This is a genomic window from Pseudomonas sp. Nvir, assembly GCF_963778085.1.
Lineage (GTDB): Bacteria > Pseudomonadota > Gammaproteobacteria > Pseudomonadales > Pseudomonadaceae > Aquipseudomonas > Aquipseudomonas juntendi.
Map to the genome: position 1 here is coordinate 1,187,888 of NZ_OY970405.1, position 22,337 is coordinate 1,210,224.

Below are 22,337 nucleotides of genomic sequence, written 5' to 3' on the forward strand. Positions count from 1 at the left end.
GATCGCGGGGCTTTCTCTGTCAGCTGGCCAGTATTACTGCTGGGCCTGGCTCATGGAGCGTGGCTGCACCGGCTGGTTGTCGTTGGAGATGGTCACCTCCACACGACGGTTCTGTGCACGCCCGGAGTTGCTGGAGTTGTCCGCAACCGGGTACTCCTTGCCGTAGCCTTGGGCCACGATGCGCGCTGGGTCTACGCCGGCGCGCACCAGGGCCATGCGTACGCTGTTGGCGCGGCGCTCGGACAGGCTCTGGTTGTAGCTGGCCGAGCCGACGCTGTCGGTGTAGCCCTCTACGATCACCTTGCGCTCAGGGTTTTCCTGAAGGAACTGGGCCAGTTTGGTGATGTTCGGGTAGGCGTTGCTTTTCAGCTCGGCTTTGTTGAAGTCGAACAGCACGTCACCGAAGGTCACCAGCGTACCGCGGTCGGTCTGCTTGGCGTTCAGGCTGTTCTGCAGCTTGGCGATCTGGGCATCGCGGGCATCCAGCTTGGCCTGGGCACGCTGGGCGGCTGCGTTCTTCAGCTCACCCTCGGCAGTGCGCAGGGCAATGGTCTGCTTGGCCACTTCGACGCGCTGGTTGGTCAGGTAGGCCAGCTGGTCGACTTTCTTCTCGTCTTCACGGTCCATGTAGGCCTTGTCGGCCTTGTTCAGCCAATCCTGGGCATCCTTGGTTTCCAGCGCGGCGACTTTGCTCGCCTGTGGATCGCTCTGCAGGGCCGAGAAGTTGGTGCGGGCGGCTTCCAGGTTGGCGTTAGGGTCGTGCGAGCACGCAGCAAGACCGACGCTCAGGGCCAGCAGGGCGGGAATCATGACGTAATTGCGCATAGTGTTCATCCTTTGATCGTGTGCGAAGGCTAAGGTTGGCGGGGCAGGGCTCACTGAGCGCTGCGCAGGCCTTCCTCACGTACGTCCTGAACGCCCTGGCGGGCATCCTGCACGGCCTTCTGAGCCTTGGCCGCCTGGGCCTTGCGTTCGGCCAGGCGTGCGTCCCATTCGGCCTGTTCGGCCAGGCGCTTGGCTTCGTCGTACTTCTTGTCGTGCATGGCGATTTCAGCCTGCTTGAACTTGTCTTGCGCGGCTTTCATTTCCACGGCGGCGAACTCGGTGCCGCCAGCGCTGACAGCGGAATTCACGGCGGACTGGGTAACCGCATATTGCTCGGTAGGCGGGTTACCCGCACAGCCGGCCAGGACCAGGCTACTGCCCAGGGCCAGCGCGGCCAGCTTGAACCCGCGCACATGAGTGGATGACGGTTTGCTAGTGCGGGTTTTCATGGTGGTCAGCTCCATTGGATCACTCCTGATAACGATGTCCGTAGCAGTCCATCGCTCATTCCCTGACAAGTCCGCGCGCTTGGGATCAACGGTGCACAACGGCAGGTGTGCAGGGTTTTAGCGTGATGGCTATTAGCTGTGACTCAGCGTTTTTTTGGATAGTTCCGAAAAATTTCTGACCCGGCGGAGGGTTTTTGCAGAGTGCCCGAGGCAATTGAAGCGGGTGGCGGACGGCGCGGCCAATGTTCTTCTCGGCGCGTTTGCTGCCCGAGGTCAGGCGCCGCGCGGGCGGCGCCAGATCGCTCAAGGCTGCGCAAGGCCTACGCCCCTGGCTCTTCACTGCCCTCGGTGGTAAGGCTGTGCAGATGCTGCTTCGACAGCGACAAAAACCGCGGTGTCGGCCCCACATCCTCATACATCGGGTCACCTTCTTCATCGGTGGCGATGACCTGGCGACCGGGCACATAGGGAAAACTGGCTTCCACTTCTTCAAGCGCGGCCGCGACCAGTTCGCCGAGCAGTTCCTCGGCGGTGCGTTTGGGGTACATGTCGATCAGCGCGGCCAGGCGCGCTTCGGACTCCAGGTCCAGATGCAGGACATGGCCGGTACGGCTCAAGGTGCCGGCGGCATTCTGTTCCCAGTGCTGGGCGAGTTCACGGATTTTCATGATGACCTCTGGTTACGCCTCGAAGGCTGCATGGCATGTGAGTGCTCAACCTTCACTTTAGTTTGCTTTGGCCGATCCCTGCTTGCCATCGCTGCTTGGCTGGGGGCACTCTTGGGTGAATGTCACCGCCCCAATGTGGGAGCGGGCATGCCCGCAAACACCGGCGAAGCCGGTGCCAGCCACCGGGTTGGATTTTTCGCGGGCATGCCCGCCCCCCAGGAAGGGCGTGTAGCCTGGAAGGGATGCAACGGAGAGAGGGGCCAATGACCGATATCGATGTGCGCTTGCGTGAAGATGTGCATGTGTTGGGTGAACTGCTGGGCGAAACCATCCGCCAACAGCATGGCGATGCATTCCTGCAGAAGATCGAAGCCATTCGCCACAGCGCCAAGGCCGACCGTCGCGGCCCCGGGGAGCAACTGAGTTCGACCCTGGCAGACCTTGCCGAAGAAGACCTGCTACCCGTGGCCAGGGCCTTCAACCAGTTTCTCAACCTGGCCAACATGGCCGAGCAGTACCAGTTGATCCGCCGCCGCGATGCCGACCAGCCCGAGCCGTTCGAAGCGCGGGTGCTGCCCGAGTTGCTGGCGCGGCTGAAGCAGGCCGGGCACAGCAATGATGCCCTGGCCCGGCAGTTGGCGAAGCTGGATATCCAACTGGTGCTCACGGCACACCCCACCGAAGTGGCGCGGCGCACGCTGATTCAAAAGTACGATGCCATTGCCGGCCAGCTGGCTGCCCAGGACCACCGCGACCTGACCCCGGCAGAACGCGAGCACGTGCGCGAACGCCTGCGCCGGTTGATCGCCGAGGCCTGGCACACCGAGGAAATCCGGCGCACCCGGCCAACCCCGGTCGACGAGGCCAAGTGGGGCTTCGCCGTGATCGAGCATTCGTTATGGCACGCCATCCCCAGCCACCTGCGCAAGGTCGACAAGGCCTTGTTGGACGCCACCGGGCTGCGCCTGCCGCTGGAGGCCGCCCCTATCCGCTTTGCCTCGTGGATGGGCGGGGACCGCGACGGCAACCCCAACGTGACCGCCGTGGTGACCCGCGAGGTGCTGCTGCTGGCCCGCTGGATGGCTGCCGACCTGTTCCTGCGCGACATCGATGCGTTGGCCGCCGAGTTGTCCATGCAGCAGGCCAACGCCGCCCTGCGCCAGCAGGCCGGCGACAGCGCTGAACCCTACCGGGCGGTGCTCAAGCAGTTGCGCGACCGCTTGCGCGCAACGCGTGCCTGGGCGCACTCGGCGTTGAACAGCAGCCAGCCGCCCAGCGCCGAGGTGCTGGTCGACAATCGTGACCTGATTGCCCCACTGGAACTGTGCTACCAGTCCCTGCATGAGTGCGGCATGGGCGTTATCGCCGAGGGGCCGCTGCTGGACTGCTTGCGCCGCGCGGTCACATTCGGCCTGTTCCTTGGCCGGCTCGACGTGCGCCAGGACGCGGCCCGGCACCGTGACGCCCTGACCGAAATCACCGATTACCTGGGCCTGGGCCGCTACGCCGACTGGGATGAAGAGCAGCGCATCGAATTCCTCCAGGCCGAGCTGAAAAACCGCCGGCCGCTGCTGCCGGCACACTTCAAGCCGCAGGCGGATACGGCCGAGGTGCTGGCCACCTGCCGCGTAGTGGCGGGTGCACCTGCTGCCTCGTTGGGCTCTTACGTCATCTCCATGGCCGGGGCTGCCTCGGATGTGTTGGCGGTACAACTGCTGCTCAAGGAAGCTGGCCTGACCCGGCCGATGCGCGTGGTGCCACTGTTCGAAACCCTCGCCGACCTGGACAACGCCGGGCCGGTGATGCAGCGCCTGCTAGGCCTGCCAGGTTACCGTGCAGGGCTGCGCGGCCCGCAGGAGGTCATGATCGGCTACTCCGACTCCGCCAAGGACGCCGGGACCACCGCAGCGGCCTGGGCGCAGTACCGTGCCCAGGAAAACCTGGTGCGTATCTGTGCCGAGCATCAGGTCGAACTGCTGCTGTTCCATGGCCGCGGCGGCACTGTGGGCCGTGGCGGTGGGCCTGCCCATGCGGCGATCCTGTCGCAGCCACCGGGCTCGGTGGCCGGGCGTTTCCGTACCACCGAGCAGGGCGAGATGATCCGCTTCAAGTTCGGTTTGCCGGGCATTGCCGAGCAAAACCTCAACCTGTACCTGGCTGCCGTACTCGAAGCCACGCTGTTGCCACCGCCGCCGCCGCAGCCGGCCTGGCGCGAAGTCATGGACCAGCTGGCCGCCGATGGCGTCAAGGCGTACCGCAGTGTGGTGCGGGACAACCCGGACTTCGTCGAGTATTTCCGCCAGTCGACGCCGGAACAGGAACTGGGGCGCCTGCCACTGGGCAGCCGCCCGGCGAAACGCCGCGCCGGTGGCATCGAAAGCCTGCGGGCCATCCCGTGGATCTTCGGCTGGACCCAGACGCGGCTGATGCTGCCGGCCTGGTTGGGCTGGGAAACCGCGCTGAGCAATGCCCTGGCGCGTGGCCAAGGCGAACTGCTGGCGCAGATGCGCGAACACTGGCCGTTCTTCCGCACCCGTATCGACATGCTGGAAATGGTACTGGCCAAGGCGGATGCGCAAATTGCCGAGGCCTACGACGAACGTCTGGTGCAACCGCAGTTGCTGCCTTTGGGGGCGCACCTGCGCGACCTATTGTCGCAGTCTTGCCAGATAGTGCTTGGCCTGACCGGGCAGCCGGTGCTACTCGCGCACAGCCCCGAGACACTGGAATTCATCAGCTTGCGTAACACCTACCTGGACCCGCTGCACCGCCTGCAGGCCGAATTGCTGGCGCGCTCGCGCAGCCGCGAAGCCGCTCTGGACAGCCCATTGGAGCAGGCCTTGCTGGTAACGGTGGCGGGCATTGCCGCCGGCTTGCGCAACACCGGTTGAGCGCAGGGCCGGGTGCGGCAGTCGGCATGCCGTAACGGCTGTAGGGCAGCAGCGAAAGGGTGGTTGCGCCGGGCGCAACCACCTGCCTGCTTGGTCGCAAGTGGCGCATTCCTGCAACTTTGGGACGCTTGTCTGGCTGCCGGGCGCTGTGTATCTTGAGCAGCCCTCTGACCGAATTATGGTCATACCCGATTTTCCGGACTTGGCCCTGGTCGCCGAATCCATTGAAGTTCATAAAAAAATTTGAGGAGCACAAGATGCGCGTTATTCTGCTGGGAGCTCCCGGGGCCGGTAAAGGTACTCAGGCAAAGTTCATCACCGAAAAGTTCGGTATCCCCCAAATTTCCACCGGTGACATGCTGCGTGCTGCCGTCAAGGCCGGCACCCCGCTGGGCCTGGAACTGAAGAAAGTCATGGATGCCGGCCAGCTGGTGTCCGACGAGCTGATCATCAGCCTGGTCAAGGAGCGCATCGCCCAGCCGGATTGCGCCAACGGCTGCCTGTTCGACGGCTTCCCACGGACCATTCCACAGGCCGAAGCCATGGTTGCGGCCGGTGTCGATATCGACGCCGTGGTTGAAATTGCCGTGGACGATGAAGAAATCGTGGGTCGCATGGCAGGTCGCCGTGTGCACCTGGCCTCGGGCCGTACCTACCACATTCAGTACAACCCGCCGAAAGTGGAAGGCAAGGACGACGTCACTGGCGAAGACCTGATCCAGCGCGACGACGACAAGGAAGAGACCGTTCGCCATCGCCTGTCGGTCTACCACAGCCAGACCAAGCCGCTGGTGGACTTCTACCAGAAGCTGTCGGCGGCCAATGCTGGCAAGCCGAAGTACAGCCACATCGAAGGCGTAGGCTCGGTTGAAGCCATCACTGCCAAGGTCCTGGCAGCCCTGAGCTGATCCGATACAGCATGCACCGTCAACGGCCCGCTTGCGGGCCGTTGTTTTTTCTGGCTTTAGCTATGCGGTCCCAGTAGGAGCGGCCTTGTGTCGCGATGGGGCGCGCAGCGGCCCCGGCGATTTCTGCGGCGAAGCTCACTCTGCGGCGAAGCTGAAATTGTGGGGCCGCTGCGCGCCCCATCGCGACACAAGGCCGCTCCTACTGGGACCGTGTCAAGTGGCCATACAGCGGCCCCGTGGGGACACAACGGCGCAGCTGCTCTATAATGCCGCTCTTTTTCTTCGCACCTGGATACCCGTTCGATGACCACCCTGTTGGCCCTGGATACCGCCACCGAAGCCTGTTCCGTTGCGCTGCTGCATGACGGCAAGGTAACCAGCCATTACGAGGTGATCCCGCGCATGCATGCCCAGAAGCTGCTGCCGATGATCAAGCAGTTGCTGGCCGATTCCGGCGTGGCACTGAACGCGCTCGATGCCATCGCCTTTGGCCGGGGCCCGGGTGCGTTCACCGGTGTGCGTATCGCCATCGGTGTGGTCCAGGGGCTGGCGTTCGCCCTCGAGCGCCCGGTGCTGCCGGTCTCCAACCTTGCCGCGCTGGCCCAGGGCGCGTTGCGCGAACAGGGCGTGCAGCAGGTCGCCGCGGCCATCGATGCGCGTATGGACGAGGTGTACTGGGGGTGCTACCAGGCCACGGCGGGGGAAATGCGCCTGGTCGGCAGGGAGGCCGTGTTGCCACCCGAGCAGGTGGCGCTGCCGTTAGAGAGCACCGGTGCCTGGTTCGGTGCCGGCACGGGTTGGGGTTATGGCGAACGCCTGGCAGTGAAAGTCGCGGCCAGCGATGCCCAGGCCCTGCCCAGCGCTGTGGACGTACTGGCCCTAGCCGGTTTTGCCTGGGCGCGTGGCGAGGCAGTTACCGCCGAACAGGCGCAGCCGGTGTATCTGCGCGACAATGTAGCTACCCCAAAGAAGCAATAGCTGCTGTCCGTCGGTTATTGCCGATCACACTAAAACCTTTTTCGCATTCTGTGGTCGAGTTATCAATGAAGCATTAGCGACGGAGCTCTGATGCTGCTAAATTGCCATCATTGATCCCGAGTGCTCATGCCATGCGTATCGACGGTTTCTCATCGCAGTACCCGATCAAGCGCACGCCGCGCAAGGCCGCGGTGCGCGAGGATGCAGTCGATGATGCTGAGGTCGTCGATGACCTTGAAGCCGCGCCACCCGAGCCTGCCGCTCGCCGCCTTGGCGCTGGGCTGCCAGCCCGCCAGCAGGACATGGTATTCCCTCGCGCCCGTGACCGGCGTACCGCCAATGCCTTGGCCAGTTACCTGAGCACCGCCGGTTTTACCGACTGGGACATGGAAGTACTAGGGCTCGACCTGTACATTTGATGGATGAGTCCATCAGCACTGCCTTACTTTCTCGGTTGCCCGTCATGGAGTGAAAACGCCTGGCGCGACTACCTGTACCCCGCCGACGCCAGCAGCGGCCAGATGCTGGGGTTCTATAGCCAGGTGTTCAACGCGGTCGAGGGCAACACCACCTTCTACGCCCGGCCCGCCCCTGGCACCCTTGCCCGCTGGGCACAGGTAATGCCCGAGCATTTCCGGTTCACCGCCAAGTTCCCCCGCGACATCAGCCACGCCGGTGACCTGCGCGACCAGCTGGAGCCTGTCTTCGATTTCACCCGGTTGATGGCGCCATTGGGCAGGCGAGTGTCCCCCTACTGGTTGCAATTGCCGGCCCAGTTCGGCCCTGCGCGTCTGGGCGAGCTGTGCCATTTTCTGGATGAGCTGGCGGTGCCCGTGGCAGTTGAAGTGCGTAACCAGGCGTTTTTCGCCAAGGGTGAAGAAGAGCGCATGCTCAACCGGGTGCTGCACGAGCGGGGCGTCGAGCGTATCTGCCTGGACCCGCGCGCGCTGTTCAGCTGCACTTCGCGTGACCCTGCCGTGCTGCATGCGCAGTCGAAAAAGCCCAAGGTGCCGCCGCGCCCGGCCGCCTTTACCCAACACCCGCAGGTACGCTTCATCGGCCACCCGGAACTGCAAGCCAACGACGTGTTTCTCACCCCGTGGGTAGACAAGGTGGCCAGCTGGATCGAAGAAGGCCGCAGCCCCTATATCTTCCTGCATACCTCGGACAACCGCCTGGCGGCGGCACTTGCCCGGCATTTTCACCAGCGCCTGATGCTGCGTTTGCCGGGCCTTGCCGCGCTGCCGGAATTGCCGCGCGCACCCGAGGTCGAACAACTGGGGCTACTGTGACCCTTCCCTGACTGCCGGAGGTTCTACCATGGATGTGCAAACCCTGCGAGCCGAAGCCTTCAAGGCCTTGCACCAGCGTGACGGTGCATTCGTCATCCCCAACCCGTGGGATGCCGGGTCGGCCAGGCTGTTGGCGAGCATGGGCTTCGAAGCGCTGGCCACTACCAGCGCCGGCCTGGCCTTCAGCCTGGGCCGCCCGGATGCCGAAGGGGCCTTGAGCCTGGACGACACATTGGACAACGCCGGTGAAATCGTCGACGCCACCGCGTTGCCGGTGGCTGCCGACCTGGAAAACGGCTTCGGCGACCTGCCCGAGGACTGCGCGCAGACCATTCTGCGTGCCGCCGAGGTTGGCCTGGTGGGTGGGTCTATCGAAGACGCCAGCGGCCGCCATGATGCGCCCATTTATGATATCGGCCTGGCGGTGGAGCGTGTACGCGCCGCAGTGCAGGCTGCCCGGAGCCTGCCGTTCCCGTTCACCTTGTGCGCCCGTGCAGAAAACCTGCTGCACGGGCGCATGGACCTGGACGACACCATCCTGCGCCTTCAGGCCTACGCCGAAGCGGGGGCCGATGTGTTGTATGCGCCTGGCCTGCGAACGGTGGAAGAAGTGCGCGCGGTGGTGCAGGCCGTGGCCCCGCGGCCGGTCAACGTGCTGATGGGCATGGCCGGCGTGGCGTTGAGCGTCAACCAGTTGCAGGACCTTGGCGTGCGCCGCATCAGCCTTGGCTCGTCGCTGGCCCGCGCGGCCCTGGGTGCGTTGCAGCGGGCCGCGCTGGAAGTCCATGACCAGGGCACCTTCGGCTACGCAGACCAGGCTTTGCCGTTCGCTCAGCTCAACGACCTGTTCCGTCGTTAATGAGGGCCCTGATGCTGCTGGCCGGCGTGCTGTTGTTGGCCGTGCTTGCCTGGCAACTGGGCTGGCGCCTGCCCGCGCCTTGGAACCCCTGGGCGCCGTTGGATGTGCGCCAACCGCCCAATTGGCTGACCCCCTACAAGCTGTCGCGGCTGCGGGATGACCCCGCGCTGTGCCGCCAGGCACTGGCCACCAGCCAACTGCGCTACCGGGCACAGGCCGACAGCCCGGCCTCGGCCAACTGCCCGCTGGAAAATGTGTGGCGTATCGAAGCCGGCAAGGCGCGCCTGAGCAGCAGCTTTCTGGCCAGCTGCCCACTGGCGGTGGCGTATGCACTGTTCGAAAACCACGCGTTGCAGCCTGTCGCGCAGCGGGTGTTGGGCCAGCCGGTGGCCCAGGTCGACCATTTGGGCAGCTTTGCCTGCCGCAACGTCTACCACCGCAAGCAGGGCCGCCTGAGCCAGCACGCGACGGCCAATGCCCTGGACATCAGCGGCTTTCGCCTGCAGGACGGTCAGCGCATCGTCCTGGCACGTGACTGGCAGGCGGGTGGGGCCAAGGCGCAATTCCTGCGCGAGGTGCAGCAGGCTGCCTGCCAAAGCTTCAGCACTGTGTTGGGGCCCGACTACAATGCCGCGCACCACAACCACTTCCACCTGGACATGGGCCGCTGGCAGGTCTGCCGCTAAGGTCAGGCGTAGGCGCGCACGTTGTTCAGCACCACCGGGCGCGCCCAGTGGAGGTCGAACGCCAGGTCGGTCTGCTGCTTGCTCAGCGTGGCATCGTCGAACGGTTCGGCGGCGGGTGGCAACAAGTCGCTTTCCAGTTCGGCGATGGGCAGGAACAGCGGGCGCGGGCTAGGGCCCGGTCCGGGCTCGGGCAGCGGCTGACCCTGGCTCATCACCACCGGGCGCAGCCAGCTGTTGTTGATGTCGAGCTGGCGCTGCTGCTCGATCAGTTCCATGGCACTGAAAGGCTCGGGGGCCGGCGGCAAGAGGCTGGCTTCCAGCTCGGCCTTGGGCAGAAACAGCGGCTCGGGTGGTACTACGCGGGTATCCTGCACCGGGCAGGCGCGCTGGGCGTCGATCATGGCCAGCGCGCGGGCGCCGCCGATCGGTTCGCCGCTGTCCTGGTCGTACTGCACGAACGACTGGCTGATGCTGTCTACCGGCTCTTCCTGGCGCTCGGCCATGGCCCGGGCGAAAAAATCCTGCCACAGGTGGCTGACGCCCCCGAGTGCCTGGGTGTTGTGCTGACTGTAGTTGCCGACAGGCGACAAATAGGTCAAGCCGATGGGAAGAGTATCTGACATGGCAGTCGCGCGCGTTGTGCTCTGGCAGAATAGCGGGATATTGCCTGTATCGGCCGTGGCGGCCGATACCTTAACGGCTGGGTTCAATTTCTAGGTGTTGAAGATGGAAGAGCAGGGCGCAGGTATCCGGGTCGAGGCGCTAACGGCCGAATTCGCAGCGCAGGCCGCTGCATGGGCCGAGCGCCTGGCGCTGCCGTTGCAGGACGATGAGGCCGGGTTTGCCGTGCAGGTGGGCGTTGATGGTTTGCAGATCCAGCAATTGGGCCCGCAGGCACCGGGGCCGGTGCGGGTGGACTTTGTCGAAGGCCAGGCCGCGCACCGGCGCCAGTTTGGCGGTGGCAACGGGCAGATGATCGCCAAGGCCGTGGGCATCGCCCAAGGCGTTCGACCGCAGGTGCTGGATGCCACGGCGGGGCTTGGCAAAGATGCGTTTGTGCTGGCCAGCCTGGGCTGCCAGATGACCCTGATCGAACGCCAGCCGCTGATAGCCGCGCTGCTGGAAGATGGCCTGGCGCGCGCCCGGCTGGATGAAGAAGTGGGGCCGATTGTCGGGCGCATGCGCCTGCTGACCGGTAATGCCATCGAGCGCATGCGCAGTTGGGAAGGCGAGGCGCCGCAGGTGATCTACCTCGACCCAATGTTCCCGCACCGCGACAAGAGCGCCCTGGTGAAAAAGGAGATGCGCGTGTTCCGGCCCTTGGTCGGCGATGACCTGGATGCCCCGGCCCTGCTTGAAGCCGCCCTGGCGCTGGCCAGCCACCGGGTGGTGGTGAAGCGGCCGCGCAAGGCGCCGATCATCGACGGGCCGAAGCCGAGCCATAGCCTGGAGGGTAAGTCGAGCCGGTATGACATATATCCGAAGAAGGCGTTGAAGGCCTAATCCTCACGCAGGCGTCTCAGACGTTCTAGCAGCTCTTCGTGTACCATATCTTCCGGAATGGAAGGGTCAATGGTTGTATGGCTGCTTAGTATTTCTTCAGCGAGTGTACGGGGAGGATCGGCATGGACTGCACTGTGTGCATGCGTTTTTTGCGTTGGTCGGGTAGTGTCAAAATTAAAACGCCCGTTTTTGTCTGCGGGCAAAAGGCCCAGTATTGTCTGTTGGTTATTAAGAATGTTTATTTCTTCCAGTGCATACCCTGTTGTATAGGGAAGTCCATGAGTAATTCCGCGTTCTAGCTTACTCTGAGCTCGGAGTTGGCGTTTATTAATAGACTTTGACAGCGCGTTGTATTCATTTCTAGATAGGTTAGGACTCGATTCATCCAGGCGTGGAGCCAGGTTATTGTACCGATAGCGCTGGTTAAGCTTTTTGAACAGCCTTCCGAAAAATCTGCCGGTAGGGTCCACCCTGTTGATGGGGTCGTTGCCGCAGTAAGCATACGTGTTAAGGCCACCTCTAGCGAATGGCGAGAAACTGTCCGCACTGTGAAAGCGCATCAGCGCAGGATTGAACAGGCGGTGACCATTACCCAGCAAGTAGCCTATGGCAGAGGGTAGCCAAGTTTGCCCGGTAAAGCGGGACAGTATCGGGTGAGCGGCCGGTAAACTATCACCGCCATAAGGGCTGTAGGCAATGGCCGTTTGGCTTCCTGCATGGGAGGTAACGGTTGACGCTTGGGCATCGGTGGCCAAAAGCTGTGTTTGCGTGGTTTGGCTGTTTGTTTCGCACAGGTTCTGGTTATTCGCGCTGACAACTGAACAATGAGCACTGCCTGAGTGCACTGTCGAGAGTTTGCTGCCCTTATAAAAGAGCTTAAGTGTTTGAGTGGACATGGTGGTGCGCTCATGTGGGGCTTCATGAGAGTATGTCCAGAGTGTACCCGGGCGGATACTGGCAAAAATGTCAGGTAGTACGCCGGTTGGGGGGCACAGGCACTGGCATCCGCGCTCCTACAGACCGCGTATGCCAGAAGATGCTTTCAGGGTCGGTACGCTCGCAAGAACACCCCCACCACCTCGCGCACATGCGCCTCGGCCTCGTCGCCCTGCAACGGCCCCGCGCACCCCAGCAGCAAGCGGTAATCCGGTGCCCCCTTGACCAGGCAGAAGAAGTGCTCCGCCGCACGCAGCGGGTTGTCGATGCGCAACAGCCCGCGCTCATCCGCCCCGCGCAGCAGCGCTTCCATCCCGGCCAGCACGCGCTTGGGCCCAGCTTCGTAGAAGTACTGGCCAAAGCTCGGGTCCAGGCTGCCTTGGGCCATGATCAGGCGGCTGAGCTTGACCGCTTCGTCACTGCTGATCAGCGCCTGGAAACCACGGGCGATATTCAGCAGCACGTCTTCGACCTGCGCACCGACGGGGTACTCGAACAACAGGTCCGGCAGCTGGATCTGGCACGTGGCCATGACCGCTGAACAGAACAGCGTCTGCTTGTCGGTGAAGTGGCTGTACACGGTGAGCTTAGAAACACCTGCCGCCGCAGCGACCGCATCCATGCTGGTGTTGGCGTAGCCGAGGCTTAAGAACAGCGACTTGGCAGCTTCGAGAATCGCCTCGCGCTTGGCCAGGTCCTTGGGCCGGCCTGGGCCGATGGGTGCGTCATTGGACATTGTGGTCTGCATCTGGTTGAAGAGTCGCCCATCTTAGCGGGTCAGGCGCCATCCGGCTAAAGCCTGCCTGCATTACCTGCTGTCTGCCAGCGGACAGTTGATCGACAGTGATGTCCTCATGCAGGCACCCGCGGTGTCGATAAGTAGATGTAGATTGCTAATTTATAACGATTATTTTTTGGTGTGGATCGTGTTGATAAAGCCTCAAGGGCACCTGGCGAGGGTGTCAAGCCTATCGAACAGCAGTATCCATGCCACGTGAAATTCGTTTGAACGCCTTCGAGATGAACTGTGTCGGCCACCAGTCGCCCGGCCTATGGCGGCCCCCAGGGATCGCGCCTGGCAGCACAAGGACCTGGACTACTGGCCACACAAGTACCGCACATGGCTTGAGGCCGCTGCGGTCGAGGTGGGAGCGGCCTTGTGTCGCGATGGGGCGCGCAGCGGCCCCACGATTTCAGCTTCGCCGCAGATTCCGCCGGGGCCGCTTTGCGGCCCATCGCGACACAAGGCCGCTCCCACAGTTGACTGCGGTTTCCCAGGACTGCTTGGCACCCCCACCAATCTGCCACACATACGGCGGCTCGATCTCACAGGCGCCAAAAGGCCCAAGCCATACCCTGCAAAAACCCACACTCATACCCTTCCCGGCACCGGTTCGCTGATTTAATATACTTGCCAGTATAAATATTCGAAGTGCCCCTCGGGAAAGGATTCATCATGTTGCGCCATGCCTTGTCCATCGTTCTGCCCGCAGCCGCTGCCCTGCTTCTTGCAGCGTGCGGCCAGGAAGCTGCCCCACCTGCCGCGCCGCGCCCAGCATTGGTGGTGCAGCCGCAGCCGGCCGAAGCCGCTGCCGACAGCTACCCCGGCGAAGTGCGCGCGCGCTTCGAGCCGGAGCTGGCCTTCCGCATCGGCGGCAAGGTCAGCAAGCGCCTGGTCGAAGAGGGGCAGCGGGTCAAGGCCGACCAGCCGCTGGCCGAACTGGACCCGCAGGACGTACGCCTGCAACTGGAAGCCAACCGCGCCCAGCTGGCGGCTGCCGAGGCCAACCTGTCGCTGGTGCGCGCCGAGCGCGACCGCTACCAGAAGCTGCTGGACCGGCAGATGGTCAGCCATTCCCAGTACGACAATGCCGAAAACCTCTACCGTGCCGGCCTGGCCCGCCTGAAGCAGGCCAAGGCGCAGTTCGACGTGGCCGGGAACCAGGCAGCCTATGCCGTATTGCGTGCGCCCCAGGCCGGGGTGATTGCCAAGCGCCAGGTGGAAGTGGGCCAGGTGGTTGCCGCTGGGCAAACCGCCTTCACCCTCGCCGCCGATGGTGAGCGCGAGGTGGCCATCGCCCTGCCAGAACAGCAGTTCGCCCGGGTCGCCATCGGCCAACCGGTGAGTGTGGAGCTGTGGTCGCACCCGCAGGCGCGCTTCCCAGGGCGCATCCGCGAGCTGTCACCCGCGGCCGATCCGCGCTCGCGCACCTTCGCCGCCCGCATCGCCTTCACCACGTCGGCTGCCCCGGCCGAACTGGGCCAGAGCGCCCGGGTATTCATTGCTACCGAAGGCCTGATCCCCTTGTCTGTACCGCTGTCGGCGGTCACCGCCGAAGACGGCCAGGCCTATGTCTGGCGGGTGAACAAGGACAGCCGCCTGGAGCGGGCCGTGGTGCGCCTGGGTGCGTACGGCAACGATAGCGTGCCCGTGCTCGAAGGGCTGGCCGCCGATGACTGGGTGGTGGCCGCCGGTGGTCATGTATTGCGTGAGGGGCAGCAGGTACGCCCCGTCGACCGCAGCAACCGCGTAGTGAACCTGACGGCCAAGGAGTAAGTCCCGATGGGTTTCAACCTTTCTGCCTGGGCGCTGCGCAACCGCCAGATCGTCCTGTTCCTGATGATCCTGGTGGCGGCCATTGGCGCCATGTCCTACACCAAGCTGGGCCAAAGCGAAGACCCGCCGTTCACCTTCAAGGCCATGGTCATTCGTACCCTGTGGCCCGGTGCCACGGCCGAGGAAGTGGCGCGCCAGGTAACCGAGCGCATCGAGAAAAAGCTGATGGAAACCGGTGAGTACGAGCGGATTGTCTCGTTTTCCCGGCCTGGCGAATCGCAGGTCACGTTCATGGCCCGCGACTCGCTGCACTCCAAGGACATTCCCGAGCTGTGGTATCAGATCCGCAAGAAGGTCGCGGACATTCGCCATACCTTGCCGCCGGAAATCCAGGGCCCCTTCTTCAACGACGAATTCGGCACTACCTTCGGCAATATCTATGCACTGACCGGCAAGGGCTTCGACTACGCCGTGCTCAAGGACTATGCCGACCGGATCCAGATCCAGCTGCAGCGGGTCAAGGACGTGGGCAAGGTCGAGCTGATCGGCTTGCAGGACGAGAAAGTCTGGATCGAACTGTCCAACCTCAAGCTGGCCACCCTGGGGGTGCCGCTGCAAGCGGTGCAGAACGCCCTGCGCGAACAGAATGCAGTCAGCACCGCCGGCTTCTTCGAAACCCCCAGCGAGCGCCTGCAACTGCGGGTAAGCGGTCGCTTCGACAGCGTCGAGCAGATTCGCCAGTTCCCGATTCGGGTGGGCGACCGCACCTTCCGCATTGGCGATGTCGCCGAAGTGTACCGTGGCTTCAATGACCCACCCGCACCGCGCATGCGCTTCATGGGCGAAGAGGCCATTGGCCTGGCGGTGTCGATGAAGGATGGCGGCGACATCCTGGTGCTCGGCAAGGCGCTTGAAAGCGAGTTCGAACGCCTGGCGCACAACCTGCCGGCCGGCATGGAGTTGCGCAAGGTCTCGGACCAGCCCGCGGCGGTCAAGGCCGGTGTGGGCGAGTTCGTGCAGGTGCTGGCCGAAGCGCTGGTCATCGTGCTGCTGGTCAGCTTCTTCTCCCTGGGCCTGCGGACCGGCCTGGTGGTGGCGCTGGCCATCCCCCTGGTGCTGGCCATGACCTTCGCGGCCATGCATTACTTTGGCATCGGCCTGCACAAGATTTCGCTGGGGGCGCTGGTACTGGCCCTGGGCTTGCTGGTAGACGATGCGATCATCGCCGTGGAAATGATGGCGATCAAGATGGAGCAGGGCTACGACCGCCTCAAGGCGGCCAGTTACGCCTGGAGCAGCACGGCCTTCCCGATGCTCACCGGCACCCTGATCACCGCAGCGGGCTTCTTGCCCATCGCTACGGCGGCCTCCAGCACCGGCGAATACACCCGCTCGATCTTCCAGGTGGTGACCATTGCCTTGCTGGCATCGTGGCTGGTCGCCGTGGTGTTCGTGCCTTACCTGGGCGAGCGCCTGCTGCCCGACCTGGCCCGGCTGCACGCGGCCCGTCATGGCCAGGCGCCAGACCCTTATGCCACGCCGTTCTACCAGCGTGTGCGGCGGGTTGTGGCGTGGTGTGTACGGCGCCGCAAAACGGTGATCCTGCTGACCCTCGCGGCCTTCATCGGCAGCCTCCTGCTGTTCCGCTTCGTGCCCCAGCAGTTCTTCCCGGCGTCCGGGCGCCCGGAACTGATGGTCGACCTGAAGCTGGCCGAAGGTGCATCGCTGGCCAATACCGCCGAGCGCGTCAAGCAATTGGAGGCGCTGCTCGCGCAGCAGGATGGCATCGACAACTATGTGGCCTACGTGGGCACCGGTTCGCCGCGCTTCTACCTGCCGCTGGACCAGCAACTGCCGGCCGCCAGCTTCGCCCAGTTCGTGGTACTGGCCAAGTCGATGGACGACCGCGAGCGCCTGCGCAGCTGGCTGATCGCCACGGTGGACCAGCAGTTCCCCGAGTTGCGCGCCCGGGTCACCCGCCTGGAAAACGGCCCGCCCGTGGGTTACCCGGTGCAGTTCCGCGTCACGGGCGAGCATATCGAGAAGGCGCGGGCACTGGCCCGTGAGGTGGCGGCCAAGGTCCGCGAGAACCCGCATGTGGTGAATGTGCACCTGGACTGGGAGGAACCGAGCAAGGCGGTGTTTCTGAGCATCGACCAGGACCGTGCCCGTGCGCTGGGCGTGAGCACCGCGCACCTGGCGAGTTTCCTGCAAAGTTCGCTGACCGGCACCACCGCCAGCCAGTACCGCGAAGACAACGAGCTGATCGAGATACTGCTGCGCGGTACGCTGCAGGAGCGCAGCGAGCTGGGCAACCTGGGCAGCCTGGCGTTGCCGACCGACAACGGCCAGAGCGTGGCGCTGTCGCAGGTCGCGACCCTGGAGTATGGCTTCGAGGAGGGCATCATCTGGCACCGTAACCGCTTACCTACAGTGACCGTGCGGGCAGACATCTACGACAAAGCGCAACCTGCGACACTGGTGAAGCAGATTCTGCCTTCTTTGCAGGGCATCCGCGCCAAGCTGCCCGACGGTTACCTGTTGGAAGTGGGCGGCACGGTGGAAGATGCCGAACGCGGGCAGAAATCGGTGAACGCTGGCATGCCGCTGTTCATCGTGGTGGTGTTGAGCTTGCTGATGATCCAGCTGCGCAGCTTCTCACGCACGTTGATGGTGTTCCTGACCGCGCCGTTGGGGTTGATCGGCGTGACCCTGTTCCTGCTGGTGTTCCGCCAGCCGTTCGGCTTTGTCGCCATGCTCGGCACCATTGCCCTGGCGGGGATGATCATGCGCAATTCGGTGATTCTGGTTGACCAGATCGAGCAGGACATTGCGGCAGGGATGGACCGCTGGCAAGCGATCATCGAGGCCACGGTGCGGCGCTTCCGGCCGATCGTGCTGACCGCGCTGGCCGCGGTGCTGGCCATGATCCCGCTGTCGCGTAGCGTGTTCTACGGGCCGATGGCGGTCGCGATCATGGGTGGCCTGATCGTGGCCACTGTGCTGACGTTGTTGTTCCTGCCGGCGTTGTACGCGGCCTGGTTCAGGGTAAAGCAGCGTTGAAGACCCAGGCGCGAGCGTGCAGGCAGCTTGCGCCCTGGGTGTTGAAGGCGCCGGCCCTTACCAGCTCAGGCAGCTGTTGGTGCGGCCTTTGCACGGGCCATGGCCGCTGACGGCGGCAGGTGCAATACGGGCCTGGTCCTGAGCGACGAAAGTCTCTTTCCAGGCCAGGCGCTTGCCGTGCGGGCTACCGTTGGTGGCCTGGTAGCGCAGGCTCACCTGGTAAGCATGGCCTTCCTTGAGCGTTGCCCCATCGATCATGAAACTGAAGGTCTGGGGCAGCGCCAGTTCGCCTTGCTGCTCGAGGGTAAGCACGGGCTGCAGGACGGAGCTGCCTTTGGCAGCGCCGAAGCCCTCCAGTTTTTCACTCAGGACCAATACGTAACTCGCCGAAGCGTCCGGTGTTATCCGGTCTTGGCTTTCGCAGTCGATGAAGATCTGGAAATGTGGGGTGGAGGGCATAACGGAAACTCCTCGTCGAAAAGAGCCGCCATCCTGCACCTTGCTGTTGGCCGAGGGAGCGGGGAAAGGCGGTACAGCCAAAACGACGCAGAGGCAGCGGCCGCGCGGGTTCACGCAGACCACTGCTGTGGCACCACGCGTTATCAGAGCGTGCCGAAGACCTTCTTGGCCAGGCTGGTAGCTGCGGCGGCCGGGTTCTGGCGAATGTTCTGCTCTTGCTTGCCGATCATCTCGAACAGGCCGTCCAGCGCCTTCTCGGTCACGTAGTTCTCGATGTTGGCGTCATCCTTGACCAGCCCCAGGCCTTTGGCCTGCGCGGCGAAGGCGTTGTACTTCTGAGCCACGCCAACCTGGTCGGTGGCCTGCTTGACGACCGGCAGGAACTTGGCCCGAATCTGCTCGCGGCTGCTCTTGTTCAGGTACTGGGTGGCGGAGTCGTCACCGCCGCTGAGAATGCCCTTGGCGTCGGTCACGCTCATGTTCTTCACGGCGTCTACCAGAATCGCCTGAGCCTGCGGCACGGCCTTTTCGGCGGCCTTGTTCATGCTGGCTTCCAGGGCTTCGACCTGTTCGCCCTTGCCGAACATCTTCATCGCTTTGGCGGCCTTGCCCAGGTTGCCCGGCAGTTCGATACGCACGTCCGGGTTGTTGCTGAAGCCGCCTGGGGTGCTCAGTTGCTTGACCGCCAGTTGCGCGCCTTGGGTGAGGGCATCTTTGAGGCCGCCGGTGGCGTCCTTCTGGCTCAGGTCGCCCAGCGACAGGGCCAGCGCGCTGGCCGACAGCAGCAGGCCGGCGCACAGGGTGGTGAAGCGCAGGGAAGTGCGGATCATGAAGCGTGCCTTGTAAACAGATGAATACGGGTATCAGCGAACCTGGTCGAGCTTGACGCGCACGGGTTGCGGGTCGGAGCCGTCGAGCAGCACGCCATGGTGTTCGGTATTGATGAACAGCAGTTTGCCGCCCAGCTCGATGCGCGCGCTCAGCGCATAGCGGTGGCCGGGTTTGACCTGGCGCGGATCGTAGGTGAGGTGGAACGGCAGCGGCACGTTACCTTTGACCGGGCCGGCCTGGCGGGCCAGGGTCACGGCCGGGGCGTCCATCAACGACACGTCCTGCAGTTCGACGCTCAGGGTGGCGGCCGGCGGCAGGGCAATGCGCTGCAGGTAGAAGACTTCGCCATCCAGGCTGGCCTGGGCGGGCGGGGTTTGGCTGGAGCAGGCTGCGAGCAGGGATGCGCAACACAGCATAAAGAGCTTTTTCATGGAATCTCCGTTGTCCTTGGAGCCGGCTTGTGGCCAACCCCAGGGACTTTAGCGGATTTTCCCTAATCAATCATGGAGCACGACCGGGGGCGTCGCCACGTTATCGACCACCACGCGTTCGGTGCCAGACAAGGTGTGAGGGTTTACGGCGTGATGGGTGGTGTTGATGAACTGCAGTTGCCCGTTCTGCTCGATGCGCACGGCCAGCACGTAGCTACCGCGCGGGTCGAGCTGGCTGAGGTCGCAGGCCAGTTGCAGCTTGATCGGCAGTACACCGGCGCACTGAAGGCGCAGCTCGGCCTGGCTGACGGCCGGCGCGTCGGCACGGGACACGTCGAGCAGGCTCAGTAGCACCTGGGCGGAGGCTGGCAGGTAGTTGTCGTTGGAAGAAACGATTTCGACGTCGATCGATTTGATCTGGTTCATGGTGGTGCTCCTTGAGAGGGGGAAAGCACGGCGATGCTGTCCCCTCTCAAGGCCTGGCGGCAGACAGAAAAGCTACCCTTGCACCACGTCTGAAGGCTCGTCGCGATGCAGCGCCACCTGGCGGATGGACAGGCGCAGCTCGGCCGATAGCACGCGCTTGGCCACGCCCTCGGCCAGTTCGCCGAGCTTGTCGTGGTAACCCAGCTTGCCTTGGGCATCGGCATGCAGCACGCCTTGCTGGAGCAAGGTCTGGATGAAGTGGCGGAACAGCGTCTTGTCGAAAAACTCCGGGGCGTTCAAGCCATGCAGGATCGACAGGCGCTGGGCCATCATCACGCACAGGTCTTCCAGCGCTTCGGCGCTGAGGCTGTTCTGCCCACTGTTGAGTAGCAGGGATGTGGCCATGTAGAAACGCTGCAGCGTCTGGGTGATGGTGCGGGCCAGCAGGGTCAGCAGCACGAACTGCCGCGAGCTCGGCGGCGGGCGCACATAGATGTCGTTGTCCTGGCGCAGCAGGCCTTGCTCGACCAGCGCCGCCAGCCACTGGTCGATGACGTCGTCCAATTGCTGCGGCGCCCAGCGCAGGAACAGTTCGGCCTGCAAATACGGGTACAGCGCGTGCACATACTGCCCCAACAGTTCGCGGCTCATGCGCGAGCTGCTGAGGAAGAAGCTGGCCAGCAGCGCCGGCAGGGCGAAGATGTGCAGCACGTTGTTGCGGTAGTAGGTCATCAGCACCGCATTGCCTTCGTCCAGGTACAGGATGCGGCCCAGGGCGTCCTTCTGCTCGGCGACCAGGTTCATGCCGCGCACGTGTTCGATCAGGGCCTGGCCGTCACCCTCGGGCAGGGTGATGTGCGGCGAGTAGGGCACCTGGCGCAGCAGGGCCAGGTACAGGTCGAGCACGCGGACCAGGGCGCGTTCATCCAGGGCCAGGCGGCTGGTGGATAGCAATGCCATGGCCACCAGGTTGACCGGGTTGATGGCCGCCGCCTCGTTGAGGTGGCGGGCCACGGTCTCACCCAGGCGATGGGTAGTGGCATTGAGCCAATCCGGGCGGTATTGCGGGCCATGCTCCTGCTCACGCCAGCCGGGTTGTTGCTCGTCGAGGAAGCCGGCCAGGCGGATCGGCTCGCCAAAGTTGACCGACACCTGGCCAAAGCGCTGCCTCAGCGCGCCGAACACCTTGAAGATATCGAATACCGACTCTTTCTTCTTGCTGGCACCGCGCAGCTCGCCCAGGTAGGTGCGGCCTTCTAGCACGCGTTCATAGCCGATGTAGACCGGCACGAACACGATGGGCGTGCGCGACGAACGCAGGAAGCTGCGCAGGGTAATGGCCAGCATCCCGGTGCGCGGTTGCAGCATGCGCCCGGTACGGGAACGGCCGCCTTCGACGAAGTACTCCACCGGGAACCCCTTGGTGAACAGGGTGTGCAGGTATTCGTTGAATACCGCGGTATACAGGGGGTTGCCCTTGAAGGTGCGGCGCATGAAGAACGCCCCGCCACGGCGCAGCAGGTTGCCGACCACCGGCATGTTGAGGTTGATGCCCGCGGCCACGTGGGGTGGCGTGAGGCCGTTGCGGAACAGCAGGTACGACAGCAGCAGGTAGTCGATATGGCTGCGGTGGCAGGGCACGTAGATCACTTCGTGGCCGGGCGCGATGCCCTGCACCTGCTCGATGTGGTTGACCTTGATGCCGTCGTAGATCTTGTTCCAGAACCAGCTGAGCACCACCTCCAGGAAGCGGATGGCAGTGTAGGTGTAGTCAGAGGCAATCTCGTTGCCGTAGCGCAAGGCCTGGGCTTCGGCCTTGGCCAGCGGCAGGTTTTCGCGCTGCGCCTCCTCGGCGATGGCCTGGCGCACCAGCGGTGCATGAACCAGCCCCTTGACCAGGTTGCGGCGGTGCGAAAGGTCGGGGCCGATGACCGCGGTCTTGAGGTTGCGAAAATGCACGCGCATCAGGCGCTGGGCCATGCGCACGGTGCGTTCGTGGCCTTTGTTGTGCTGCACCAGTTCGCGCAGGTGGATGGGGGCAGAGAACTGCACGCGGGTCTTGCGCCCGAGTATCAGTACGGTCAGCAGCCGCCGCAAACGCCCGGTCACTGCCCAACTGTCGGCAAACAGCAGTTTCCACGGGCTGGACTCGCTGGCCGGGGTCTGGCCCCAGAACACGCTGACTGGAATGATCTGCGCATCTTCCTCGGCATGCTGGGTAACGGCAGCTACCAGGCGCTCGAGGGTGGGCGGGGCGCCACGCTTGTCCTGGCGGCCCAGCCAGTCGGGGTCGGGGGTCAGGTAGAAGAACGCGGCGGGTTCCTGCAGCGGACCGACCGTTACCGGCAGCACCGGGCGCGGCAGCCCTGCCTTGGTGCACTCGTGGTCGAGTACGACCAGGTCGGTGAGCGCCGGGGTAGGCAAGGCGTAGATCACTGGCCGGCTGCGGTCCAGGTTCAACGACATGGCCGACTGGTTGATGGTTTCGGAGCGCACCCACAGGTACAACAGGCGACGCAGGGCGCCGAAAATCAGGCGGCGCAGGGGGGAACGGGTCATGGGGTGTGTGCCCTGG

The 22,337-nt window shown here is 64.0% G+C and carries 21 protein-coding genes and 1 pseudogene; 11 read left to right on the forward strand and 11 right to left on the reverse strand.

All coding sequences use genetic code 11. The annotated features are described in order from the left end of the window. Window positions 1–33: 33 nt before the first annotated feature. The 3 genes from AACG97_RS05760 to AACG97_RS05770 all read right to left on the reverse strand — a co-directional run bounded on the left by AACG97_RS05760 (window position 34) and on the right by AACG97_RS05770 (window position 1,942). Entirely contained in the window at window positions 34–825 is a 792-nt protein-coding gene (locus tag AACG97_RS05760) for an OmpA family protein (RefSeq protein WP_054890346.1), read from the reverse strand. Between the two features lie 50 nt (window positions 826–875). Beyond that, window positions 876–1,289 carry a DUF4398 domain-containing protein gene (locus tag AACG97_RS05765; RefSeq protein ID WP_009686991.1) on the reverse strand — a complete coding sequence of 138 codons (414 nt, stop codon included), beginning with the start codon at window positions 1,287–1,289 and terminating at the stop codon, window positions 876–878. 305 nt (window positions 1,290–1,594) lie between these two features. Further along, on the reverse strand, window positions 1,595–1,942 hold the full coding sequence (locus AACG97_RS05770; protein ID WP_009686990.1) for a hypothetical protein: 348 nt from the start codon (window positions 1,940–1,942) through the stop codon (window positions 1,595–1,597). A gap of 263 nt (window positions 1,943–2,205) precedes the next feature. On the opposite strand from AACG97_RS05770, the gene ppc reads away from it, so the two are divergent. The 7 genes from ppc to AACG97_RS05805 all read left to right on the forward strand — a co-directional run bounded on the left by ppc (window position 2,206) and on the right by AACG97_RS05805 (window position 9,556). Then, complete coding sequence (gene ppc / locus AACG97_RS05775; protein WP_054890345.1) at window positions 2,206–4,833, forward strand: phosphoenolpyruvate carboxylase; 2,628 nt, start codon at window positions 2,206–2,208, stop codon at window positions 4,831–4,833. A gap of 257 nt (window positions 4,834–5,090) precedes the next feature. After that, a complete protein-coding gene (gene adk / locus AACG97_RS05780) occupies window positions 5,091–5,741 on the forward strand; it encodes an adenylate kinase (RefSeq protein WP_029885102.1) in 651 nt (216 codons plus the stop codon). Between the two features lie 303 nt (window positions 5,742–6,044). Then, window positions 6,045–6,719, forward strand: a complete 675-nt coding sequence (gene tsaB, locus AACG97_RS05785; RefSeq protein WP_197885404.1) for a tRNA (adenosine(37)-N6)-threonylcarbamoyltransferase complex dimerization subunit type 1 TsaB — start codon at window positions 6,045–6,047, stop codon at window positions 6,717–6,719. A gap of 131 nt (window positions 6,720–6,850) precedes the next feature. Then, window positions 6,851–7,138, forward strand: coding sequence for a hypothetical protein (locus AACG97_RS05790; protein WP_009686986.1), 288 nt, complete (start codon window positions 6,851–6,853; stop codon window positions 7,136–7,138). Between the two features lie 3 nt (window positions 7,139–7,141). Further along, window positions 7,142–8,011, forward strand: a complete 870-nt coding sequence (locus tag AACG97_RS05795; RefSeq protein WP_197885405.1) for a DUF72 domain-containing protein — start codon at window positions 7,142–7,144, stop codon at window positions 8,009–8,011. 28 nt (window positions 8,012–8,039) lie between these two features. Next, window positions 8,040–8,870 (forward strand): isocitrate lyase/PEP mutase family protein, encoded by an 831-nt coding sequence (locus AACG97_RS05800; RefSeq protein WP_054890088.1) that lies wholly within the window; start codon window positions 8,040–8,042, stop codon window positions 8,868–8,870. Next, a complete protein-coding gene (locus AACG97_RS05805; protein WP_054890087.1) occupies window positions 8,870–9,556 on the forward strand; it encodes an extensin-like domain-containing protein in 687 nt (228 codons plus the stop codon). Before AACG97_RS05800 ends, AACG97_RS05805 begins: the two co-directional genes overlap by 1 nt. Before the next feature lie 2 nt (window positions 9,557–9,558). On the opposite strand, the gene AACG97_RS05810 is transcribed toward AACG97_RS05805, so the two are convergent. Continuing rightward, window positions 9,559–10,179 carry an energy transducer TonB gene (locus AACG97_RS05810; RefSeq protein WP_115293474.1) on the reverse strand — a complete coding sequence of 207 codons (621 nt, stop codon included), beginning with the start codon at window positions 10,177–10,179 and terminating at the stop codon, window positions 9,559–9,561. A 103-nt stretch (window positions 10,180–10,282) separates the two neighbouring features. On the opposite strand from AACG97_RS05810, the gene AACG97_RS05815 reads away from it, so the two are divergent. After that, window positions 10,283–11,059 (forward strand): class I SAM-dependent methyltransferase, encoded by a 777-nt coding sequence (locus AACG97_RS05815; RefSeq protein ID WP_197885406.1) that lies wholly within the window; start codon window positions 10,283–10,285, stop codon window positions 11,057–11,059. Here AACG97_RS05815 and AACG97_RS05820 read toward each other — a convergent pair. Together AACG97_RS05820 and AACG97_RS05825 are read right to left on the reverse strand one after the other, a co-directional pair. Beyond that, window positions 11,056–11,955 carry an RHS repeat-associated core domain-containing protein gene (locus AACG97_RS05820; RefSeq protein ID WP_084728225.1) on the reverse strand — a complete coding sequence of 300 codons (900 nt, stop codon included), beginning with the start codon at window positions 11,953–11,955 and terminating at the stop codon, window positions 11,056–11,058. The two genes, AACG97_RS05815 and AACG97_RS05820, sit on opposite strands and share 4 nt — an antisense overlap. 146 nt (window positions 11,956–12,101) lie before the next feature. Then, window positions 12,102–12,743: a TetR/AcrR family transcriptional regulator gene (locus AACG97_RS05825; protein ID WP_197885407.1), complete on the reverse strand. Its 642-nt coding sequence runs from the start codon at window positions 12,741–12,743 to the stop codon at window positions 12,102–12,104. Window positions 12,744–12,982: 239 nt separating this feature from the next. Here AACG97_RS05825 and AACG97_RS05830 point away from each other — a divergent pair. The 3 genes and pseudogenes from AACG97_RS05830 to AACG97_RS05840 all read left to right on the forward strand — a co-directional run. Further along, window positions 12,983–13,098, forward strand: a pseudogene (locus tag AACG97_RS05830) (hypothetical protein); the annotation flags it as partial. Between the two features lie 353 nt (window positions 13,099–13,451). Further along, a complete protein-coding gene (locus tag AACG97_RS05835) occupies window positions 13,452–14,552 on the forward strand; it encodes an efflux RND transporter periplasmic adaptor subunit (RefSeq protein ID WP_197885408.1) in 1,101 nt (366 codons plus the stop codon). Between the two features lie 6 nt (window positions 14,553–14,558). Beyond that, complete coding sequence (locus tag AACG97_RS05840) at window positions 14,559–17,615, forward strand: efflux RND transporter permease subunit (RefSeq protein ID WP_225785860.1); 3,057 nt, start codon at window positions 14,559–14,561, stop codon at window positions 17,613–17,615. A 57-nt stretch (window positions 17,616–17,672) separates the two neighbouring features. Here AACG97_RS05840 and AACG97_RS05845 read toward each other — a convergent pair whose 3' ends face one another. The 5 genes from AACG97_RS05845 to plsB form a co-directional block, all read right to left on the reverse strand. Continuing rightward, window positions 17,673–18,074, reverse strand: a complete 402-nt coding sequence (locus AACG97_RS05845) for a hypothetical protein (protein WP_009686974.1) — start codon at window positions 18,072–18,074, stop codon at window positions 17,673–17,675. A 143-nt stretch (window positions 18,075–18,217) separates the two neighbouring features. After that, entirely contained in the window at window positions 18,218–18,904 is a 687-nt protein-coding gene (locus AACG97_RS05850) for a DUF4197 domain-containing protein (protein WP_144187661.1), read from the reverse strand. Window positions 18,905–18,937: 33 nt separating this feature from the next. Next, window positions 18,938–19,336, reverse strand: coding sequence for a YbaY family lipoprotein (locus tag AACG97_RS05855; RefSeq protein WP_054890080.1), 399 nt, complete (start codon window positions 19,334–19,336; stop codon window positions 18,938–18,940). 66 nt (window positions 19,337–19,402) lie between these two features. Further along, window positions 19,403–19,762 carry a YbaY family lipoprotein gene (locus tag AACG97_RS05860; protein ID WP_197885410.1) on the reverse strand — a complete coding sequence of 120 codons (360 nt, stop codon included), beginning with the start codon at window positions 19,760–19,762 and terminating at the stop codon, window positions 19,403–19,405. 72 nt (window positions 19,763–19,834) lie between these two features. Further along, entirely contained in the window at window positions 19,835–22,321 is a 2,487-nt protein-coding gene (gene plsB, locus AACG97_RS05865; RefSeq protein WP_197885411.1) for a glycerol-3-phosphate 1-O-acyltransferase PlsB, read from the reverse strand. Window positions 22,322–22,337: the final 16 nt, after the last annotated feature.

Excerpts from the sequence above, each read along its gene's own strand:
- AACG97_RS05760 (WP_054890346.1), bottom strand. The coding sequence starts at position 825 with ATGCGCAATTACGTCATGATTCCCGCCCTGCTGGCCCTGAGCGTCGGT.
- AACG97_RS05765 (WP_009686991.1), bottom strand. The coding sequence starts at position 1,289 with ATGGAGCTGACCACCATGAAAACCCGCACTAGCAAACCGTCATCCACT.
- AACG97_RS05770 (WP_009686990.1), bottom strand. The coding sequence starts at position 1,942 with ATGAAAATCCGTGAACTCGCCCAGCACTGGGAACAGAATGCCGCCGGC.
- ppc (WP_054890345.1), top strand. The coding sequence starts at position 2,206 with ATGACCGATATCGATGTGCGCTTGCGTGAAGATGTGCATGTGTTGGGT.
- adk (WP_029885102.1), top strand. The coding sequence starts at position 5,091 with ATGCGCGTTATTCTGCTGGGAGCTCCCGGGGCCGGTAAAGGTACTCAG.
- tsaB (WP_197885404.1), top strand. The coding sequence starts at position 6,045 with ATGACCACCCTGTTGGCCCTGGATACCGCCACCGAAGCCTGTTCCGTT.
- AACG97_RS05790 (WP_009686986.1), top strand. The coding sequence starts at position 6,851 with ATGCGTATCGACGGTTTCTCATCGCAGTACCCGATCAAGCGCACGCCG.
- AACG97_RS05795 (WP_197885405.1), top strand. The coding sequence starts at position 7,142 with ATGAGTCCATCAGCACTGCCTTACTTTCTCGGTTGCCCGTCATGGAGT.
- AACG97_RS05800 (WP_054890088.1), top strand. The coding sequence starts at position 8,040 with ATGGATGTGCAAACCCTGCGAGCCGAAGCCTTCAAGGCCTTGCACCAG.
- AACG97_RS05805 (WP_054890087.1), top strand. The coding sequence starts at position 8,870 with ATGAGGGCCCTGATGCTGCTGGCCGGCGTGCTGTTGTTGGCCGTGCTT.
- AACG97_RS05810 (WP_115293474.1), bottom strand. The coding sequence starts at position 10,179 with ATGTCAGATACTCTTCCCATCGGCTTGACCTATTTGTCGCCTGTCGGC.
- AACG97_RS05815 (WP_197885406.1), top strand. The coding sequence starts at position 10,283 with ATGGAAGAGCAGGGCGCAGGTATCCGGGTCGAGGCGCTAACGGCCGAA.
- AACG97_RS05820 (WP_084728225.1), bottom strand. The coding sequence starts at position 11,955 with ATGTCCACTCAAACACTTAAGCTCTTTTATAAGGGCAGCAAACTCTCG.
- AACG97_RS05825 (WP_197885407.1), bottom strand. The coding sequence starts at position 12,743 with ATGCAGACCACAATGTCCAATGACGCACCCATCGGCCCAGGCCGGCCC.
- AACG97_RS05835 (WP_197885408.1), top strand. The coding sequence starts at position 13,452 with ATGTTGCGCCATGCCTTGTCCATCGTTCTGCCCGCAGCCGCTGCCCTG.
- AACG97_RS05840 (WP_225785860.1), top strand. The coding sequence starts at position 14,559 with ATGGGTTTCAACCTTTCTGCCTGGGCGCTGCGCAACCGCCAGATCGTC.
- AACG97_RS05845 (WP_009686974.1), bottom strand. The coding sequence starts at position 18,074 with ATGCCCTCCACCCCACATTTCCAGATCTTCATCGACTGCGAAAGCCAA.
- AACG97_RS05850 (WP_144187661.1), bottom strand. The coding sequence starts at position 18,904 with ATGATCCGCACTTCCCTGCGCTTCACCACCCTGTGCGCCGGCCTGCTG.
- AACG97_RS05855 (WP_054890080.1), bottom strand. The coding sequence starts at position 19,336 with ATGAAAAAGCTCTTTATGCTGTGTTGCGCATCCCTGCTCGCAGCCTGC.
- AACG97_RS05860 (WP_197885410.1), bottom strand. The coding sequence starts at position 19,762 with ATGAACCAGATCAAATCGATCGACGTCGAAATCGTTTCTTCCAACGAC.
- plsB (WP_197885411.1), bottom strand. The coding sequence starts at position 22,321 with ATGACCCGTTCCCCCCTGCGCCGCCTGATTTTCGGCGCCCTGCGTCGC.